The organism is Microbulbifer sp. YPW1, from assembly GCF_013367775.1.
GTDB lineage: Bacteria > Pseudomonadota > Gammaproteobacteria > Pseudomonadales > Cellvibrionaceae > Microbulbifer.
In genome coordinates, this window is sequence record NZ_CP055157.1 from 76231 (window position 1) to 92403 (window position 16173).

Sequence of the window (16173 nt, forward strand, 5' to 3'; positions counted from 1 at the left end):
ACTAACGCGGCAACTGCTGCTCTACGGCGTGCGCCGCCTGCTCGGAAATCCCCAGCTTTTCAGCCAGAGTTTCCAGATACTGTTTCTCCTGAGCATTGTCCGGGTTGATGGTCATCGCCGAGACCAGATAAAGGTTGAACGCCGTGGCCGGATCGTGCGCAGCAGATACCACATAATCCATACTCACCGGCTGGGTAAGAAACTGCCGAAAAGCGTCCAGGGCTGACGCCTCCAGCTGGCCATCCAGAGCCTGCAAGATATTGCGTTGCTCGGCCTCGTCGATCCGGCCATCCGCCTGGGCGGCAGCGATCATGGCCTTCAGCATGGCATCGGCCTGCGCTTCACCATCGCCTGCATCCGATCCGCCCTCGTCGGCGGTATTCACAAACCCGAACAGTCCACCCTTACCGCGGGGCGATGCACTCTGCCAGTTACCCGGCGCGCTCTGGGGGCCCTGAGGCCCCTGCTGGCCAAACTTGCCTCCGGCGCGACCAAAGATCTGCCCGAGTACGTCCCCGAGCCCACCGTCCATTCCAGCGCCAGAGCCACGCCCCATTCCACCACCAGGCGCTGCGCCACCAGACTGCTGCATTTGCGCGAAGATCCTGCGCGCGATCTCCATCAAAACCGCTGCGCCGCCGGCACCGGCGCCGGCGGGAACCGCGCCACCAAAGATATCCCCACCCGGCCCCTGCCCAGCTCCGGCGCCATTGCCGGGATTCCACCCGCCCGGCTGCCCGGCGCGAGCGAGAATATCGTCCAGGTTGGGGCCGCCAGCGCCGCCGGTCTGCTCTGGCGGCGGCACTTTGCTGAAATCAGGGCGATGGAAGTCCGGTGGCGGTGTGCCGGGCGCCGGGGCGGACTGCTGGCGAATCTTCTTGTTCAACATCGACATACCCGCGCCAATCAGCGCCCCCAGGAGCAGTTTCTTGTTCATAACGCCACGGCCTCTGCCAGTATCAAAATCAGCCCAAACTTTAGGGTCCGGTATCTGGCGCCACCAGCGCGCACAGTAAGAATCAAACCTGCAAGCCCGCGGTAATGTCGCTACAATCGGCCCCGATTCGCCCCGCCGGTGGCGAATTGAACATCTAGAAGACTGCTATCTGAGATTAAGGACCCCCATGATTCTTGCCCTGCTCGCAATACTTGCCGGATTTGTGCTGCTGATGTGGAGCGCTGACCGCTTCGTCGATGGCGCCGCCGCCACTGCCAAACATGCGGGGATGCCGTCTCTACTGATCGGTATCGTGATCGTGGGCTTTGGCACCTCGGCGCCGGAAATGGTGGTATCTGCCCTGGCGGCACTGGACGGCAGCCCCGGCCTGGCACTGGGTAATGCCTATGGTTCCAATATCGCCAACACCGGACTTATCCTCGGCGCGACCGCGCTGGTGATTCCGCTTACCGTCAACAGTAAGATCATCCGTAAAGAGCTGCCCCTGCTACTGGTAATCACCTGTATCACCGCAGCATTCTTCTGGAACGGAGGCCTCAGCCGCACCGAATCAGTGATCTTGCTGGCAGGCTTTTTCAGCCTGATCGGCTGGTCAGTCTTTTCTGCACTGAGAGGCAAAGGGGATGCCATCGAAGGCGAATATGACTCCGAACTGGCAGAGCACGATATGCCACTGGGCAAGGCGCTGTTCTGGGTCGTGGCGGGCCTGATACTGCTGATCGTGAGTTCGCGCATGCTGGTTTGGGGCGCAGTCACCATCGCCCAGCAGCTGGGTGTCAGTGACCTGATCATCGGCCTCACCATTGTCGCACTGGGTACTTCCCTGCCTGAACTTGCGGCCACCGTCGCCGCAGCGCGCAAGGGCGAGCACGATATCGCCATCGGCAACGTGGTTGGCTCCAACATGTTCAACCTGCTGGCAGTTGTAGGTATCGCGGGAGCCATCGCGCCCATGCCCATCGTGCCGCCTGAACTGATCACCCGCGATTGGCCGATGGTAATGGGCCTGACCATTGCGCTGTTTATTTTCGGCTACGGCTTCCGTGGCAGGCAGGGTCGGATCAATCGCTTTGAAGGGGCCGCGCTGCTGCTGGCTTACGTGGTTTACACCGGCTACCTGATTTATCAGATCACCAGCAAGGCGCTTTGATCGCGGGACCAGAATTAGCGTCGCTCCAAACGACGAATTCGCGCACGGAGCTGCTCGATCTCCTCAAGCAGCTCCAGTGCCAGCGCAGCACCGGCATGATTTACGCCGAGATCACGCTCCAGTCTGACCACCCGCCTCACCTTCCTGACGCAGACGCCACTGAACGTTAACGCACCCTCTATAGCCTGCGGCTCAATGACCCCCTCGTCCATTAGTGCCATCACCTGTTCTGCGGACAACGCACACGCGATACACAGTTCACGCAGCGTCAGTTGACTGCCCTCATCCAGGACTACCGCTACCGCCTCTGCCTGTTCATGCTCTGGTGTCATACCATCCCTCTCCTGAAACTTGTCCGGCACTTAAAACCGCTCACGCGCCCGCACGCGGATCAAACTTGAAAGCATCGCGAAATGCGCCATAGGCAGCTTTTTCTGACTCGGTATTTGCCGGCGGAGTGACCACATCCAGCACCACATACAGGTCACCGGGCTCTTTTGCCGGTAGCCCCCGCCCTTTCAAGCGCAACTTGCTACCGCTTTTGCTATTGGGCGGCAATGTGAGATTGACCGGGCCATCCGGGGTATCCACTTTCACCTTGCTACCCAAAGCGGCCTCCCACGGGGCCACCGGCAGCTCCAGATAGACCGTCTTGCCTTCGGCGCTGAATCGCGAATGCGGATTGAAGATAATTTCCAGATAGAGGTCGCCGGGTTTACCGCTGCCCATTCCCGGCTCCCCCTGTCCGGCCAGACGAATCTGCTGCCCTTCGGTCACGCCCTTGGGAATCGTGATATTGAGCTTGCGCTCTTTGATCACCGGACGCCCATCAGCGCCCAAGACCGAGTGCTTCAAAGTGATCTGGCGCTTGCTGCCCCGATAGCTGTCTTCTATATCGATCGCGATGCGCGCATAAGTATTCTCGCCCTGGGCGTGAAACTGCTGCCCTCCTCGACGAAATCCGCCGTGTGTGAAACCACCGCGGCCAAAAAGGCTCTCGAAGAAATCACTGAAGGCTTCCGGATCCGCCTCGGTATAGCCACCACCGTGAAACTCAAAGCCCTGGTCCCAATCAGGCGGCGGCCGGAAGTCCTGACCGCTGTCCCAGTTTTTCCCCAGCTGGTCGTAGGCGGCACGTTTTTCCGGGTCTTTCAGTACTTCGTAGGCTTCGCTGACTTCCTTGAAACGATCTTCCGCATCGCCTTCCTTGCTCACATCCGGATGGTATTTGCGCGCCAGTTTTCGATACGCCCTTTTGATCTCATCCTGTGCGGCCTCGCGCTCGACGCCGAGGATCTGGTAATAGTCACGATACTCCATACGCAACCCGCCCCGTCCTTTTCAGATTTTCCAAGTTATTAAGCTAGCCCAAAAAGTCAGCGCAATAAAAAAGGCACCCGAAGGTGCCTTTTTCCGTTCATCCCTGAACGTTACCCTTGCATCACCAGAAGGTGATCAGAAAGAGTAGCCCACACCCAGGTTGAATACCCATGGGCTGTAGTCAACTTTTTCTTTAATGGAACCTCTGGGGTTCCCTGGCAGGGCGGTATCGGTGAAGTAAATGGTCTGGTCGGTGTCCGCATCGATGTAAAGCACCGCTGCGTTGACCAGGAATGCACTTTCACGACCGAAGCGGAAATCCACACCCAACTGGCTGGTAAAGCCCCAGGAATGCCCCAGGCCCAGATCCACATCGCGGATATCCAACCCGAGAGCCGGGTCGTTAATCCGATCGCGGAGCTTGCGACTCAGGCCTTCATTGCTGAAATCGGTATAGTTCACACCGATACCAACATAGGGCTGTCCCAGGCAATCGCGGCTAAGCGGATACCAGTTCAGATAGGCATTGGAGTAAGCCGCGTCGAAGCGGCCCGCACGGTAGCGGTCAGTCGTGTAGGTAACGTTTCCGTCACGAATATCCTTGATGCCCAACTTGTGCTTGGTGCTGCCGATATGCATCAGCTCCATTCCCCAGTGCTCTACCGGCAACCAGGCGCCGGAGATATTCCAGGTAGTATCTGCATCAACATTAAAACCGGCACCGTAGTAATTATCGCTCAGGCGGAATTGACGCTTATCGTCATCTGGATCTATCCAGCTGGCACCGGCGCGAATAATAAAGTCACCATCACTCCACATATCAGCGGCAGCTTGTTGTGCACTAATCAGAGCGGCTACAGCGATTGCAAGCGGTGTCAGAACGCGTGTCTTTTTCATTGAGAACTCCATCGTATTCGGCAAATTAAACAGCAATCAACCCAATCACTTGTCAGTCTAGACACGCAAACAACGGCTTGTAGAAAAAACAACCAAAAAAAAACTTCAACTGTGGAACTTTTGCACAATCTTGTCGCCACACACTTCCGTTTGAAATACTCACGCGCCAGGCACGGAATCCCTCATCGAAAAAGACGATCCATTAAAAATGGATTTACGCGCCGATCTCGTGACTTTTACCGCCAAACATATCCACAGAAAATCATTTGGATGCCAGTCTTGTGGAAAACTCGGTATCACGGAAAACGGAATAGGAAAATTTCCGTCAACCTTTAAGGCGACATTCAGGTCAGAAAAAAAGCGGAACCGCAGAAAGCGTAAAGAAATGTTGAGATGGCGCTCTGGCGCACAGAGCAACCATCCCTGAGAAAAACTTACCAGTAAAGTGAAGACGGGAGACGTGGAGAAGACAGAAGTCTGGAGAACTTTTTCCAGCGATCATCACTCGTATCCGCGCCCTGCTCTACGTACTCCTGCACCAATGCCTTACCCCAGTTGTAATTGATGACATAGGCACCGTAGGTATCCACAAAGCTGACACGCTGTGCGGCTTTTTCCGGACTCATGGCAGTGTACTTCTGGAAGCGCTCAACCGCTTCATCGCGATCAATCTTGCCGTTGACATATTCCCGCGCGACGATGTTCTCTGCGAACTTAAGCTGGGCCTTCAATGCCAGGACACGGTGATACTTCTCCGCGGTTTCCGGGTTCAGGCCAGCAAGGGGATAAAGCGTTTCCTGTTCAAAGCGGGTTTTCTGTTCTCCCGGAAAGGCGAGCTCGATACCGTAATTCGCACTGCCTTCAGCAATCAGTGATTGCGGGCTGAAAAGCGGATAGACACTGTACTCCTGCCACCCCAGGTCCTTGACCAGTTTCTGCTCCAGCAGCGCATTGTAGGTGTGGTGCCCCGGATAACCCTCGTGGCAGCCAAGATCTACCGCGCGGTCGATATAGATCGGCAGCTCGCTATTGATCTGGATCAGACTGTGCGCGTTGCCCTGATACCAGTTGTAGCCACTCCAGGGCTTGCCCTGTACATACTCCAGTTTGAAACTTTCGTTATCGGGTAATTTGATATGCGCCGCGGTGCGCTTCTTGCACTCGGCAATGGCGGCCTCAAATACCACCTCCAGCTTGTCTTCCGGAATCTGATACTGCTGCTGAAACTGTTGTACGCGGATGTGCAGGGGGTCACTGCCCGGAAGCTCCTTTTCGAGCTGCGCCAGTACCGGCTCAAACTCGGCGTAGGTCTGTATCGGCGGTTCTGTATCGTAAAGCGCTCTGGCCTCTCGTTGGAAATCGCGAAAGCTGGCATCGGCAATATGGTGAGCGTGAGCGACAACCGCGGTGAGCTGGGTTTTCAGGTAGTGCTTGCGCAGGGTCTGCAGGTCATCGGCCGGCTTGATTTCCTGTGGCAGCCTGGCAAGCAGCATTTCCGCTCTGCTGGCGAGTTCCGCCGGGGAGGCCTGGTCGGCCTCGGCTTCTGCTTTGAGTGCCTCGGGGCCGTAGTAGGCATCCACGTAACTCTTGTCGTGATTGCCCAAGGTCAGCACCAGCCGCACATATTCTTCCGCCAACTGGTCCAGCTCCGGATCTTTGTCCAGGTGCTGGCCCTCGGCTTCATCCAGTGGAAGCGACTCCACAGCGGCTGAATCTTCTTCCGTCGCCGGTTTTGGCTTCTGTTCACATCCCCCGAGTGCAAATAGAAAAAGAGGAAGAACCACAATAGCGTTTATTTTTTTCACAACAGCCCCTTGGGTAACGTGGTTTGAATGTCGACTACAGAAGGTACACGCCTATTGACAGCGGGTACCAGCCAACGATATCGAATGACTACTATTTAATGTTTCAGGCTACCACACCGATATCCGGCGACAGCCTGGCAAGCGCTTCTTTTACCCACTGTAGAAATAAATGTACTTTGCGCGTGCGATGCATATCCCGGTGGGTTACCAGCCACAGCTTTGTCTGCCATTCCGGCGGCGGGTCAATTAACCGCTGAAGTCCCGGCCGCGCTTCAGCACACCAGCTTTGCAGAGCGGCAATTCCAACTCCACAACGAGCGGCGTCTTCGAAACCGGAAAATTCATTGCAACGGAATACGATCTGCTCTTCCGGCACATGGCGGGTAATCCAGTCCAGGCTGGGTATAAAGTCATAGGCCTCGATAGGTGCAATAAAACGGTGTCCGTCGAGTTGATCCAGCCCGGTAAACGGGCCGCATTCGTCCAGATAGGATTGGGATGCATAAAGCGTATTCTGCAGCGAGGCGCCGGGCTGCACGACATAATCAGGCTCCGTCGGTCTCGCCCCCGGGCGAATGCCGATGTGCGCCTCCCCATGCTCCAGACGCAGGTGCCTGCGATCTGCCACCAGCTGCAATCGAACCTGAGGATTCTGCGCCTGAAATCCCCGGATGATCGGCATCAGAAGCGGAATAAGGGTATTGACGGTAGTGATGACCAGAGTGCCGTGGAGTGCCTCGTCCACCCCCTGCATTTTTCCCACCATCAGATCCAGCTGATCCTGCATATTCTCCGCAGCATTCATCAGCATCTGCCCCGCTTCCGTTGGCACGTAACCGCGGGGATGGCGAATAAACAGGCGGGTATCAAGCGCTTTTTCAAGCGCGTCTATGCGTCGCAGTACCGTGGAATGTGACACATTCAGCTCCAGCGCGGCGCCGGACAGGGTCCCGGCCCGGGCTACCGCCAGTGCGTAGTGCAAGTTATTCCAATCCTTTACTGAATTCCGCGCCATTGCCCTCTTTCCTGTACCGGATCCCGACTCCCTGGGAGAAGCGACCGACTTCTGTGCATATATGCACAGAAGCATTGCAGAATCTCTATTTTTGTTCCAGCCACTATTCGACACAATGACTGCCAATCAGACCCTACCAATGCCCCGAATCAGGAGGCGGCGGTCCAAAACCCGAATCACCGATAGGATGTGTCCCATGAGCAACAACCAGAAACCACGCCTGCTGGCCCTCGCTGGCAGCCTGCGCCAGGATTCCTACAATCGGCAGCTCGCTGCAGCCGCGGCGCAGATGGCCCGTGAAGCCGGTGCGGAAGTGATCGAGGTAAACCTGCGCGACTATCCCCTGCCCCTGTTTGACGAGGATATCGAGACGGCAGGTGTACCCGAGCAAGCGAGTAAATTGAAGGACCTGTTCGCCAGTGCCGACGGCCTGCTGATCGCCAGCCCCGAGTACAACGGCTCGGTGACTGCCGCACTGAAAAACCTGATCGACTGGGTATCCCGCCCGGATGACCGCTACGGCCGCGCCGAGGTATTCCAGGGTCGCCGTGCGGCACTTTTCGCCACCTCACCCGGTGGGCTGGGTGGGATGCGTGGACTCAACCACCTGCGCGATATTCTGCAACCCCTCGGCACCTGGATTGCGCCGACCATGCTTGCGGTACCGGGCGCGATGAACCTGTTCAACGAGGACGGCAGGATGATCGATGAAGCGATGGCTGCACAGCTCGACGCCCTGGTAAAAGAGACCCTTGAGGCAATCGTCGTAACCGCGAGCACCGCTAATTCTGCCGCTTGATCGATGGGTAGCTGGATGCCCCGCTGCTTATTGGTCGGGGCCCCGCTTCCAGTGACGTTGCATTTTGAGAAACAGGAACGAAGCGGTCCAGGTAATCAACACCAGCCCGGTCAACGCCTCGAGCCCTGCAGTAAACCGCAGGGCTCCGTGAGGCTCTATATCGCCGACCCCGAGTGAGGTGTAGGTGGTAAACGAGAAATAGGCGCAATCCATCAGGGACCCGTTGAAGTTCCCCTCCAGAGTGCCAAAGAAAGGCGAGTGGTACATAAACAGGTAACCCACCGCAAACATCCAGATTTCAACCACATGGGCGACCAGCGCGCCGAAAACGCCGATCAATACGCCCACATTACGACGCACATTCACTTGCCGTCCCAGCCAGAACAGGAAGTTCAGCGCCTCGTGGTGAATGACCACGGCCACCGCCACCAGTAGTGAATTAATCAAGACAGCCAATAACATTGCTAGCGTCGCTTCTGAAAAAACTCCCGAACCAGGGCGCCGGCCTCCGCTGCCAATACGCCACCTTCTACTTCGATCTTGTGATTAAAAAATGTCTGCTCGGCCAACTGTAACTGACTGGCCACCACCCCGGCACGGGGCTCAGCTGCGCCGTAGACCAAGCGCGCAATTCTGGCGTGAATCAGGGTACCGAAGCACATGGTACAGGGCTCGATGGTGACGTACAGGGTGGCGCCGGGAAGGCGGTAGTTATTCCGCCGGGATGCAGCGTCCCGCAGCGCCTTTACCTCGGCATGCGCACTGGGATCAGACGTGGAAATAGGCTGATTGAATCCCTCACCGATGATCTCTCCATCGAGAACCACCAGCGCTCCCACAGGCACCTCCCCCAGTTCCGCACCCTTGGCAGCGAGCGCCAGCGCCTGCTGCATAAACATGTAATCCCGCGGCGTCGCCACTTTGTCGTCACCTTGTCCGTATCTGGTTCTGTTTGATTTTTCCTATTTGGAAAAACCCTCAATCGCTGCGGCTGAAACTGCGTAACAGAAAGTCCGCTTCCAGTTCTAGTGAATCCTGCTGCTCCAGTGCTTCGCGAGACTCCTTGCGCCCTTTCCAGGCAAATGGCGTCATGGAAAGGAAGTCCCTCAACTCGGCATTTTTCTCGATATTCAACGAAAATTCACAGCGTAATTCACTGAGCAGTGTGAGACCCGCCAGCGGCGCCGGTGCCTCGTGACGCTGCGGGTTTTCGTACAAGCGCTGCTTCAGGCTCCACAGGTGATCCGGACCAGGCGAGACATCCAAAAATACGCCACCCGGTTTCAAAACACGGAGCAGTTCTTCAGTCGGCCCGGGGGCAAACACACGTAAAATCGCATCTACGCTGTTATCCAATACCGGCAAGTGATAGCTGCTCGCCACCGCATGGTGGGCCTCGGGTAGCTTCTTTGCCGCGAGACGCACCCCGGGCTTGGCGATATCGATTCCGAAAATATTCGCGGCCCGCCAGCCGTTCCCCACCAACTGCCGTGTGTAATACCCTTCTCCGCAGCCGACATCCAGCAGCCGGCTACTCTCTCCGAGCGTGCGCGACAACTGCGCACAGATGGCCTCCACCAGCGGCATGTAATGGCCTGCTTCCAGAAAACGCCGCCGGGCATTGAGCATCTCCGCCGAATCACCCGGCTCTTTACTGCGTTTTTGCTGTACTGGCAACAGATTGACATACCCCTCCCTGGCGCGGTCAAAGCTGTGGCCACTGGCACAGCGCCAGCTCTGGTCCTGTAAATCGAGAGACTGTTTACAATGGGGGCACTGCCAGATCATGCGTTTTCGCTGAGTTCCTGCTGCTTGTGAAGTGCGGGCTTATCGAGAATTAATTCCGCGGCTTTTTCTGCAATAGCTATCACCGGGGCGTTGGTGTTACCGCTGATAAGGGTCGGCATTATGGAGGCATCCACTACCCGCAGTCCATCCACACCCCGCACCCGCAACTCACTGTCCACTACTGCCATTTCATCCTGCCCCATCTTGCAGGTGCCTACCGGGTGATAAATGCTTTCTGCATACTGGCGAATAAAATCGGCAATCGAATCCCGCTGTGAAAGCGCTTCACCCGGCAACCACCAGCGCTTGTGCAGTGTTTTCAACGAGGACTTGCCGATAATGTCCCGCGCCATTTCAAACCCCTCCAGCAATACCTGAAGATCTTCGGGATGCGACAGGTAATTGGGCTGAATCCGCGGGGAGGCTTTGGGATCGCGAGAGGCCAGGGAAATAGACCCGCGGCTTTTGGGACGCAGTGCGCAGGCATGCAGGGAATAGCCATCTCCCGGTCGCTTGATCAGTCCGTGATTAAATAGCGGAACCGCACTCAGGTGGAATTGAATATCCGGGTACTCTCCCGCCAGACTGGAACTGGCAAACCCTCCTGCCTCGGCGATATTGTTGGTGAGCATGCCGCGATTCAGTAACAGGTATTGCGGTAAGGTCAGCGCAGCCTTGAGCTTGGGCCATAGCGCATCGTTAAAGCCGACAGGTCGGTCGGTCTCCACCACCTGGGTAATATCCAGGTGATCCTGCAGGTTTTGCCCCACACCCGGCAGGTGACACTGGGGCACGATACCGAGTTTTTTCAGATCCCCCTCCGGGCCTATCCCCGAAAGCATCAGTAGCTGTGGTGACTGGATTGCCCCGGCGCAAAGAATCACTTCTTTGTTGGCCACTATTCGGGTGCCGTTTTGCAACCGCACCGCACTTACCCGATCTCCCTTGAACTCAAGCACCGCCGCCGGCGCGCTGGTGTAAATACTCAGATTGGGACGGTTTTTCACCGGATACAGATAAGCAGTGGCAGAAGAGCAGCGCCGGCCAAATTTCTGGGTCACCTGATAGAAACCCACGCCATTCTGGTGATGGCCGTTGAAATCGTGATTGAGGCGATGTCCCGCTTCGCGGGCAGCGCTTACAAATGCCTGCCCTGCGGCCGACTTCCATTTCAGGTCGGAAACAGCCAGCGGTCCATAACCACTGTGATAAGCATCGCTGCCACGCTGGTTGCCCTCCGACAGCAGAAAGTACGGCAACATACCCGACCACCCCCACCCGGGGTTACCGGCCTTTTCCCAGGCGTTGTAGTCTCCCGGATTGCCGCGTGCATAAATCATGGCATTGATCGCACTGCTGCCCCCCAGCACGCGCCCGCGCGGCCAGAACAGGCGACGATTGTCGAGATTGGTCTGCGGTTCAGTGTAGTGATGACGGTTAAAACGCTTCCCGGGTACCAGATAGCCGATACCCGCAGGCATCTGGATCATCAGGTTATGATCTGAGGGCCCCGCCTCCAGCAGACAAACCCGATTCTGCTCGTCTTGGCTGAGACGGTTGGCCAGCACACAGCCGGCGGACCCCGCCCCTACGATCACATAATCGTACACCTTGGATCTCGCCATAGTTCCCTCTATTCAACCTTATGCTTCTTATGATCTTTATCGCGGACGGGTAGCGACAGTAAACCGAGCAGCCCCCGACTTCAGTCATTACAGCATATTCGGGACTGGCTCCCGATTCCGATGGCAAAAACCACGTCACCGTTGACAGGAAAGGCCGGGCCAGAACCTGAGGCCGAGCCAGGGAGGATAACCGCGCCACCCACAACCGAAGACTCCGGCTGCTGACTCGGCAATTGTAGACCTGTCAGTTAATCAGAAGCGTGAGCAACCGCAGAGCACGGCTCGGAGATGAGTCGATGAGTGAGTCAGCAGGTGTTTGTGCGATGAACGCGGCATGCCGGGAGGAAGGCGGCGGTGGTCCCACATCTCTGTGGGACCACCGCTACAAGAAGGGAAAAATCAGCGAGCGGTCAACGTCTTGGCGCTTTCCAGCGAAACCGCACGACCGGCACGCTTGCCATCAGCACTGCGAGCGCGAACAGACTGCACCGACTGTGCCGCCACTTTGTCGCTCAGTGGTTGCCAGGTGTCACCGTCAAAATACTCCAGCGACAGCCCGGGATATGGCAGAGCAGTTTTTACGGTATCGCCATCAACCACCGCGCCGGGCACGGGTACTCGATAGCCAATTCCTGCACGGTCCAGCTTGCGCAACTCCTTGTTGCCCAGCGCAGCGGCAAAGTTATGCCAATCCCGAGCGAGTGCCTGCTTGTCCATAAACCTGGTCTCGGCAGAGAATACCTGCCCTTCCTGAATTGGCAGTTCCCAGGACGCCTGGTGCCAGGCGCGTTCCGCCAGCGCCAGCAGACGCGGGAACACCTGGTATTCCACCGCCTCATCGGTACGCACCACCTCACTCCACAGCTGCCCCTGCATACCGTTCACACTGTGTGCAAACTCTGCCGCAGGCGAAGTCGCGGTCCAGCCGTGTCCGTCACGATTGGGATAAAGCTCGGCCAATTGAGCGGTATTGAGCGGTGTATAGCTGAAGGTTTTACGGGCATCGGTGTAGCGAGACGCCCAGTAGTAACCGCGCTCCGCGGGATCCACTTCCTGAGGCATATCGAAGTAAAGGTAGTCCGAGTGGGACTGCACCAGGTCAAAACCAGTCTCGTAGAAGTGCACACTCTCGTCACCCCCACCCCAGAACAGGGGCGCCCACGAATTCACATAGCTGTGCTCGGTGGCGAGCTCGGCGTCAGCGTCGGTAATTTTCTTTACACCATCGTTCCAGGCCGCCATGGTGGGAATACCAGCGTCGGCCACCAGCTTGCTTACACGCTTGGCGTAGAGCTCACCCAGCTCGTCAATGGCCCTGACTTCACCACTGGCAATCAGCTTTTTGCACTGGGGCGAATTGGCCCAGGGTTTGTTGCGCTGTTCCGCAGTGACATCCCCCTTCGCAGGATCATTGCCCGGACCGACCTCGAACGACCCAGACGCGAGAATATTCACCGCCTCATCACCACCAAAGTGCCAGGTTTCGAGCGCTACCCCGGCGGTGTCATGCATGGCTTTCACTTCGCTGATCAGCTTACCCACAAACTGGTAAGTGGAATCCATACAGGGATTAATGTAGCTGTCATGGTAAAACTGGACCGATAGGTACTCGGTATCGTCCTGAGGATCGATCAGGCGATAGGCACTGGCAGCCGCCGGATCGGTGTCTTTCAGCTTGCGATAACGGGCCTCCATTGACACCACTGCAGCGCGCGCATGGGCGGGCATATCAAACTCCGGGACCACTTCGATCTGGCGATCCGCCGCGTAGCGCAGAATTTCTACATAGTCATCAACACTGTAAAAGCCGCTACCGAAGTTATCCGCATTGGGGCCGGACCCCAGCTGCGGCAGCAGGCAGTGATTTTCATCCAGGTCAAAACAGCGCTGGCTGCCCACCTCGGTCAGCTCCGGTAATCCAGGAACCTCCAGGCGCCAGCCTTCGTCATCGGACAGGTGGAAATGGAACCGGTTGAGCTTGTAGGCCGCCATCTGGTCCAGCAGTTTGAGCACTACTTCTTTACTGTGGAAATTGCGGCCCACGTCGAGAAACATGCCGCGGTGCGGAAAGCGCGGCGCATCCTCTACCTCCGCCAGCGGCATGGTTTTACTTTTCAGGTCCACCAGTGCCAGCAGCGACTGAACGCCGTAGAAAGCACCACTTTCGTCTGCGCCGGTCACGGTCGCACCGTCTTCACCTACGGTGAGGCGATATGCACCGGCCACTGCCCCATCGAAAGACGATGACGCGACGGCTACCTCGACCGGATAGGCGTCCTTACTGTCCGCAGCGAGGCCCAATTGTTTGATCCGTTGTGTCAGGGCCGCCACGCTGCCTTCAGCCAGTCCATTTGCCGTCAGAGTGAGCCCGTTATCCAGATTCACCGGCGCGCCGTCCGGCAACGTGGTAGTGACCGGTTGGGGAATAATCCGGCCGCGCCAGTTTTCCCCTGCATTGCCGATGATCTCGGCATCAGCAGTAAAGCGCTGGAAGCGACTGGCCGCCGTGGCCAGTGTGTTGGCATCGCTGGCGACCCGTTTCCAGTTGTCCGGGTCGTTTTTGGTGATGGGCAGGACGATGTCCTGCAGGTCGTCGGTATCCGTGGACTCGATCACCTGCGCTTGTCCGTCAGCGTCGACCACGAACAGGCGCGGCTGGAAGTCGGACTCGAACTGCATCCAGCTCTCGATCAGGAAGTCCAGTGCCAGGGGTTCACCGCTGGGAATACCATTAAATGCGTCTGTAGGCGTCAGTCGGTGCAGGTCGCCATTGACCCGCTCGAGGGTGAATTCGTCACTGTTCAGCAGCGCCAGAGCGCGGCGCACGCTGTGGAAGTAGAGTGTCCAATCCCGTTCTTCCGCGCCGATCGACGGTCCATTGTTGATCAGGCTGATGCGGTAGGTGGAACAGGTCGCCTCGCTACCACCGGCCTGCTTGCACTGCGCGCGCAAATCCGCGTCCACCCCCTGGAAATTGGTCAGGATCTCCTGGGTTACATCAAAGTTGGCGGCGATACGCGCGGTTGCGTCCTCCCTACTAACGGAATCCGAGTCGCTACAGGAGGCAATAAAGGCAGACAGCGCAAGGCTGGCAAAAAGGGGAAGTCGCTTCATCGATCTTCTCTTTATCGGTGGGTACATCCTGCTTGGATGCCCGGTTGGCTTCTTATGTAATCTGGCCGGTTTCCTATACCGGTCAACCGTCCACCTTAACGTAAAAGACAACGCTGTCAACCAGTTGTGCGCCCCTGCCATCGACAGTCCCGGCCGCCCCCTATGGCAGACGTCAGCTGGGCGATCCGGCGGACTCCGATCAATAGGAGAATGCAGACGCCAAACATAAAGTGACCAATGAACCACCCCTGCACCTAATGATCCAAGCTCCCAACCACTAGACAAAGTTTTTATAAACAAAATTTTGACCCAATGGTTTTGGTCTTAAAAAATACTGGCGGAAACCTCTGCACAGCCCGCACCAGCTGGGCAAAACTCTAGACATCCAGCAACCACGGGGCCCGGCATAAAATGACCAGGAACGCAGGAGTATTCACTGACGTCAGTGGAAAATTACGCGGATTTGTGAGATACAACGGTTTATTAAGGGTGAGCCATAATAAATTCAGTAGCTGTTCATCGGCGCTCTGAACCAAGTAAAACGCCCCGGGGTGGAAAAATGGAAACTCGCAGTAACAGGTTTCGTTCCAACAAGTGCCTTGCATCCTGCCGGTCGGCAGCGATCGCGCTCGTATTTATCCCCGCCTCCACCTCAGTACTCGCCGACAGCATTTTTATCCCGGACTCGAACACCGCGCTGAATCTCCAGGCAGACAACGCCTTTTTCATCGACAGTGCCTTCGGCATGGACAACCACGCCCTGTACGAGTCCGCGGAAAACCTGCGCAATAACTCCATGGGCATGGTACACCGCCGCCTGAACCACCAGTGGCTGGAGCTCTATACCCACCCAGATGAATCCAACAATGTGACCGGCGGCCGCGCCGTGAACGAGATTCTGAAAATGGGCTTCAAAACCTACATGGCACAGCACAAGCGCAACAGGCAACACCCGCTGCTGCGCTACACCCAGAGCAATGGCAGCCTGAACCAGAACCTGGATTACGATTTCCGGTTATCTGACGACAAGTTCCGCTTCTCTTTCGAATACCAGTTCTGAGCGGGGCCTTGTGCCCCCTCCGTTTCGTTTTCCCGCCGAGCAATCAGTTTTGCTAGAATCCCCGCCAGTTCTTACCGGCGGAGATTCCCGTGCCAGATCCAGTCAAAACGCCCACCCAGTTTAACCAGCTTCCCTACGCCGGCGTCCTGCCGCGACTCATGTCCCTACTCTACGATACCCTGATCGTGGCGGGCCTATGGATGGTGTACGGCTTCTTGGCAATGCTAGTGGTCTCTACATTCGGCGGCCTGCAGTGCCAACCGGAACATGTGGACTACACGCCCTGCGTGGGTGGACCGCTGTATCAGCTGGGCCTGGTACTGGTAACAGCGGGATACTTTTTCTGGTCCTGGCGTGTAGCCGGCCAGACCATCGGCATGCGCGCGTGGCGCTTGATGGTTGCCAATAACAACGGCGTGCAGCTGAGCTGGTACCAGTGTTTGATACGCGCCCTGGTGGGCCCCATCTCTTTGGGCTGCTTTGGGTTGGGCTTTCTGTGGGGATATTTCCGCAGCGATGGCGCCAGCTGGCACGACCTGGCATCGGATTCTGAGGTGAGGCGCCTGCCCAAAAAGAAGAAGGAAAAGAAGCTGAGCTGATCGCAGCCTAGTGAGCGGGGGACCGGTTCAGCCAAACCAGCCC

15 protein-coding genes are annotated in these 16173 nt (G+C 57.1%); 4 read left to right on the top strand and 11 right to left on the bottom strand.

The window, feature by feature from the left end:
* Position 1: 1 nt before the first annotated feature.
* Positions 2 to 937, bottom strand: a complete 936-nt coding sequence (locus HUW35_RS00395) for a tellurite resistance TerB family protein (protein WP_181253770.1) — start codon at positions 935 to 937, stop codon at positions 2 to 4.
* Positions 938 to 1124: 187 nt separating this feature from the next.
* On the opposite strand from HUW35_RS00395, the gene HUW35_RS00400 reads away from it, so the two are divergent.
* Positions 1125 to 2108, top strand: a complete 984-nt coding sequence (locus HUW35_RS00400) for a calcium/sodium antiporter (protein WP_181253771.1) — start codon at positions 1125 to 1127, stop codon at positions 2106 to 2108.
* Between the two features lie 14 nt (positions 2109 to 2122).
* Here HUW35_RS00400 and HUW35_RS00405 read toward each other — a convergent pair whose 3' ends face one another.
* The 5 genes from HUW35_RS00405 to HUW35_RS00425 all read right to left on the bottom strand — a co-directional run bounded on the left by HUW35_RS00405 (position 2123) and on the right by HUW35_RS00425 (position 7145).
* Positions 2123 to 2440 carry a chaperone modulator CbpM gene (locus HUW35_RS00405; RefSeq protein ID WP_181253772.1) on the bottom strand — a complete coding sequence of 106 codons (318 nt, stop codon included), beginning with the start codon at positions 2438 to 2440 and terminating at the stop codon, positions 2123 to 2125.
* Between the two features lie 40 nt (positions 2441 to 2480).
* The gene (locus HUW35_RS00410) at positions 2481 to 3428 is read right to left on the bottom strand and encodes a DnaJ C-terminal domain-containing protein (RefSeq protein ID WP_181253773.1); all 948 of its coding nucleotides are present in this window, start codon (positions 3426 to 3428) and stop codon (positions 2481 to 2483) included.
* 135 nt (positions 3429 to 3563) lie between these two features.
* Positions 3564 to 4325 (bottom strand): OmpW family protein, encoded by a 762-nt coding sequence (locus tag HUW35_RS00415; RefSeq protein ID WP_181253774.1) that lies wholly within the window; start codon positions 4323 to 4325, stop codon positions 3564 to 3566.
* Positions 4326 to 4759: 434 nt separating this feature from the next.
* Positions 4760 to 6028, bottom strand: coding sequence for a hypothetical protein (locus HUW35_RS00420; protein WP_255463390.1), 1269 nt, complete (start codon positions 6026 to 6028; stop codon positions 4760 to 4762).
* 205 nt (positions 6029 to 6233) lie between these two features.
* Positions 6234 to 7145, bottom strand: coding sequence for a LysR family transcriptional regulator (locus HUW35_RS00425; RefSeq protein WP_181253775.1), 912 nt, complete (start codon positions 7143 to 7145; stop codon positions 6234 to 6236).
* 196 nt (positions 7146 to 7341) lie between these two features.
* On the opposite strand from HUW35_RS00425, the gene HUW35_RS00430 reads away from it, so the two are divergent.
* Positions 7342 to 7944 carry an NADPH-dependent FMN reductase gene (locus HUW35_RS00430; RefSeq protein ID WP_181253776.1) on the top strand — a complete coding sequence of 201 codons (603 nt, stop codon included), beginning with the start codon at positions 7342 to 7344 and terminating at the stop codon, positions 7942 to 7944.
* Between the two features lie 27 nt (positions 7945 to 7971).
* Here the strand turns inward: HUW35_RS00430 and HUW35_RS00435 are convergent, their stop codons facing one another.
* The 5 genes from HUW35_RS00435 to HUW35_RS00455 form a co-directional block, all read right to left on the bottom strand.
* Positions 7972 to 8406 (bottom strand): potassium channel family protein, encoded by a 435-nt coding sequence (locus tag HUW35_RS00435; protein ID WP_181253777.1) that lies wholly within the window; start codon positions 8404 to 8406, stop codon positions 7972 to 7974.
* Positions 8407 to 8408: 2 nt separating this feature from the next.
* On the bottom strand, positions 8409 to 8843 hold the full coding sequence (tadA, locus tag HUW35_RS00440) for a tRNA adenosine(34) deaminase TadA (RefSeq protein WP_181255362.1): 435 nt from the start codon (positions 8841 to 8843) through the stop codon (positions 8409 to 8411).
* A 79-nt stretch (positions 8844 to 8922) separates the two neighbouring features.
* Entirely contained in the window at positions 8923 to 9732 is an 810-nt protein-coding gene (gene rlmA, locus HUW35_RS00445; RefSeq protein WP_181253778.1) for a 23S rRNA (guanine(745)-N(1))-methyltransferase, read from the bottom strand.
* Positions 9729 to 11357 carry a GMC family oxidoreductase gene (locus HUW35_RS00450; RefSeq protein ID WP_181253779.1) on the bottom strand — a complete coding sequence of 543 codons (1629 nt, stop codon included), beginning with the start codon at positions 11355 to 11357 and terminating at the stop codon, positions 9729 to 9731. Before HUW35_RS00450 ends, rlmA begins: the two co-directional genes overlap by 4 nt.
* A gap of 399 nt (positions 11358 to 11756) precedes the next feature.
* Positions 11757 to 14471 (bottom strand): family 20 glycosylhydrolase, encoded by a 2715-nt coding sequence (locus tag HUW35_RS00455; RefSeq protein WP_181253780.1) that lies wholly within the window; start codon positions 14469 to 14471, stop codon positions 11757 to 11759.
* Positions 14472 to 15030: 559 nt separating this feature from the next.
* Between HUW35_RS00455 and HUW35_RS00460 the strand changes: the two genes are divergently transcribed.
* Positions 15031 to 15531 carry a hypothetical protein gene (locus tag HUW35_RS00460; RefSeq protein ID WP_255463391.1) on the top strand — a complete coding sequence of 167 codons (501 nt, stop codon included), beginning with the start codon at positions 15031 to 15033 and terminating at the stop codon, positions 15529 to 15531.
* Positions 15532 to 15620: 89 nt separating this feature from the next.
* Positions 15621 to 16130, top strand: a complete 510-nt coding sequence (locus HUW35_RS00465) for an RDD family protein (RefSeq protein ID WP_181253781.1) — start codon at positions 15621 to 15623, stop codon at positions 16128 to 16130.
* Positions 16131 to 16173: the final 43 nt, after the last annotated feature.

What these genes read in the sequence shown, in the direction of transcription:
- HUW35_RS00395 (WP_181253770.1), bottom strand. Translation starts at nt 937, where the DNA reads ATGAACAAGAAACTGCTCCTGGGGGCGCTGATTGGCGCGGGTATGTCG.
- HUW35_RS00400 (WP_181253771.1), top strand. Translation starts at nt 1,125, where the DNA reads ATGATTCTTGCCCTGCTCGCAATACTTGCCGGATTTGTGCTGCTGATG.
- HUW35_RS00405 (WP_181253772.1), bottom strand. Translation starts at nt 2,440, where the DNA reads ATGACACCAGAGCATGAACAGGCAGAGGCGGTAGCGGTAGTCCTGGAT.
- HUW35_RS00410 (WP_181253773.1), bottom strand. Translation starts at nt 3,428, where the DNA reads ATGGAGTATCGTGACTATTACCAGATCCTCGGCGTCGAGCGCGAGGCC.
- HUW35_RS00415 (WP_181253774.1), bottom strand. Translation starts at nt 4,325, where the DNA reads ATGAAAAAGACACGCGTTCTGACACCGCTTGCAATCGCTGTAGCCGCT.
- HUW35_RS00425 (WP_181253775.1), bottom strand. Translation starts at nt 7,145, where the DNA reads ATGGCGCGGAATTCAGTAAAGGATTGGAATAACTTGCACTACGCACTG.
- HUW35_RS00430 (WP_181253776.1), top strand. Translation starts at nt 7,342, where the DNA reads ATGAGCAACAACCAGAAACCACGCCTGCTGGCCCTCGCTGGCAGCCTG.
- HUW35_RS00435 (WP_181253777.1), bottom strand. Translation starts at nt 8,406, where the DNA reads ATGTTATTGGCTGTCTTGATTAATTCACTACTGGTGGCGGTGGCCGTG.
- tadA (WP_181255362.1), bottom strand. Translation starts at nt 8,843, where the DNA reads ATGTTTATGCAGCAGGCGCTGGCGCTCGCTGCCAAGGGTGCGGAACTG.
- rlmA (WP_181253778.1), bottom strand. Translation starts at nt 9,732, where the DNA reads ATGATCTGGCAGTGCCCCCATTGTAAACAGTCTCTCGATTTACAGGAC.
- HUW35_RS00450 (WP_181253779.1), bottom strand. Translation starts at nt 11,357, where the DNA reads ATGGCGAGATCCAAGGTGTACGATTATGTGATCGTAGGGGCGGGGTCC.
- HUW35_RS00455 (WP_181253780.1), bottom strand. Translation starts at nt 14,471, where the DNA reads ATGAAGCGACTTCCCCTTTTTGCCAGCCTTGCGCTGTCTGCCTTTATT.
- HUW35_RS00460 (WP_255463391.1), top strand. Translation starts at nt 15,031, where the DNA reads ATGGAAACTCGCAGTAACAGGTTTCGTTCCAACAAGTGCCTTGCATCC.